Source organism: Corallincola holothuriorum, from assembly GCF_003336225.1.
GTDB classification, from domain to species: domain Bacteria; phylum Pseudomonadota; class Gammaproteobacteria; order Enterobacterales; family Neiellaceae; genus Corallincola; species Corallincola holothuriorum.
On sequence record NZ_QPID01000024.1, the window covers coordinates 1 to 2921 of the forward strand.

The 2921-nt window shown below is 51.0% G+C and carries 1 rRNA gene; it reads right to left on the reverse strand.

From position 1 onward, the window contains the following. Nucleotides 1-19: 19 nt before the first annotated feature. A 23S ribosomal RNA gene (locus DU002_RS19205) occupies nucleotides 20-2908 on the reverse strand. Between the last annotated feature and the right edge of the window lie 13 nt (nucleotides 2909-2921).

A 2921-nucleotide genomic window follows, 5' to 3' on the forward strand; every position in this document is an offset into this window, starting at 1 on the left:
AAAACTTCTTAGGGGTTGTATGGTTAAGCCTCACGGGCAATTAGTACAGGTTAGCTCAACGCCTCACAACGCTTCCACACCCTGCCTATCAACGTCGTAGTCTTCAACAACCCTTTAGGGGACTTAAAGTCCCAGTGAGAACTCATCTCAAGGCCTGCTTCCCGCTTAGATGCTTTCAGCGGTTATCAGTTCCGAACTTAGCTACCGGGCAATGCCATTGGCATGACAACCCGAACACCAGAGGTTCGTCCACTCCGGTCCTCTCGTACTAGGAGCAGCCCCTTTCAATTCTCAAACGCCCACGGCAGATAGGGACCGAACTGTCTCACGACGTTCTAAACCCAGCTCGCGTACCACTTTAAATGGCGAACAGCCATACCCTTGGGACCGACTTCAGCCCCAGGATGTGATGAGCCGACATCGAGGTGCCAAACACCGCCGTCGATATGAACTCTTGGGCGGTATCAGCCTGTTATCCCCGGAGTACCTTTTATCCGTTGAGCGATGGCCCTTCCATACAGAGCCACCGGATCACTATGACCTACTTTCGTACCTGCTCGACGTGTCTGTCTCGCAGTCAAGCTAGCTTATACCATTGTACTAACCTCACGATGTCCGACCGTGATTAGCTAACCTTCGTACTCCTCCGTTACTCTTTGGGAGGAGACCGCCCCAGTCAAACTACCCACCAGGCAATGTCCCCGATCCCGATAAGGGACCTAGGTTAGAACATCAAACATACAAGGGTGGTATTTCAAGGTTGGCTCCACGATGACTGGCGTCACCGCTTCAAAGCCTCCCACCTATCCTACACATGTAGGTTCAATGTTCACTGCCAAGCTGTAGTAAAGGTTCACGGGGTCTTTCCGTCTAGCCGCGGGTACACAGCATCTTCACTGCGATTTCAATTTCACTGAGTCTCGGGTGGAGACAGCGTGGCCATGGTTACACCATTCGTGCAGGTCGGAACTTACCCGACAAGGAATTTCGCTACCTTAGGACCGTTATAGTTACGGCCGCCGTTTACCGGGGCTTCGATCAAGAGCTTCTCCGAAGATAACCCCATCAATTAACCTTCCGGCACCGGGCAGGTGTCACACCCTATACGTCCTCTTTCGAGTTTGCAGAGTGCTGTGTTTTTAATAAACAGTCCCAGCCACCTGGTCACTGCGACTGCCAACAGCTTAGGGAGCAAGTCCCATCACCGTCAGCAGCGTACCTTCTCCCGAAGTTACGGTACTATTTTGCCTAGTTCCTTCACCCGAGTTCTCTCAAGCGCCTTAGTATTCTCTACCTGACCACCTGTGTCGGTTTGGGGTACGATCAACATGTACCTGAAGCTTAGAGGCTTTTCCTGGAAGCATGGCATCAATGACTTCAATTCCGTAGAATCTCGATATCGTGTCTCAGTCTTAAGACGGTCCGGATTTACCTAAACCATCAACCTACACACTTAAACCAGGACAACCAACGCCTGGCCCATTTAGCCTTCTCCGTCCCCCCATCGCAGTACATGTCGGTACAGGAATATTAACCTGTTTCCCATCGATTACGCCTCTCGGCCTCACCTTAGGGGTCGACTTACCCTGCCCTGATTAGCATTGGACAGGAAACCTTGGTCTTCCGGCGAGCGGGTTTTTCACCCGCTTTGTCGTTACTCATGTCAGCATTCGCACTTCTGATACGTCCAGCATGCCTTACAGCACACCTTCAACCGCTTACAGAACGCTCCCCTACCCAATACGATAAATCGCATTGCCGCAGCTTCGGTGTATCACTTAGCCCCGTTACATCTTCCGCGCAGGCCGACTCGACTAGTGAGCTATTACGCTTTCTTTAAAGGGTGGCTGCTTCTAAGCCAACCTCCTAGCTGTCTGAGCCTTCCCACATCGTTTCCCACTTAGTGATAACTTTGGGACCTTAGCTGGCGGTCTGGGTTGTTTCCCTCTCCACGACGGACGTTAGCACCCGCCGTGTGTCTCCCGGATAGTACTCACTGGTATTCGGAGTTTGCATCGGGTTGGTAAGTCGGGATGACCCCCTAGCCGAAACAGTGCTCTACCCCCAGTGGCATAAGTCCGAGGCGCTACCTAAATAGCTTTCGGGGAGAACCAGCTATCTCCGAGTTTGATTGGCCTTTCACCCCTACCCACAGCTCATCCCCTAATTTTTCAACATTAGTGGGTTCGGTCCTCCAGTTGATGTTACTCAACCTTCAACCTGGCCATGGGTAGATCACTCGGTTTCGGGTCTACACCCTGCAACTCGACGCCCAGTTAAGACTCGGTTTCCCTACGGCTCCCCTATACGGTTAACCTTGCTACAGAATGTAAGTCGCTGACCCATTATACAAAAGGTACGCAGTCACCCCCGAAGGGGCTCCCACTGCTTGTACGTATGCGGTTTCAGGTTCTATTTCACTCCCCTCACAGGGGTTCTTTTCGCCTTTCCCTCACGGTACTGGTTCACTATCGGTCAGTTAGGAGTATTTAGCCTTGGAGGATGGTCCCCCCATGTTCAGTCAAGATATCACGTGTCCCGACCTACTCGATTTCACTTTAAAATTGTTTTCGTGTACGGGGCTATCACCCTGTATCGCCGGACTTTCCAGACCGTTCCACTAACTCATAAAAAGCTTAAGGGCTAATTCGCGTTCGCTCGCCGCTACTAACGAAATCTCAATTGATTTCTGTTCCTACAGGTACTTAGATGTTTCAGTTCCCTGCGTTTGCCTCTACAACCTATGTATTCAGTTGCAGATGACACTCAAAGAGTGCCGGGTTTCCCCATTCGGAAATCATTGGGTATAACGTCTTTTATCAACTTCCCAATGCTTATCGCAGATTAACACGTCCTTCATCGCCTCTAACTGCCAAGGCATCCACCGCATACGCTTAGTCACTTAACCATACAACCCCTAA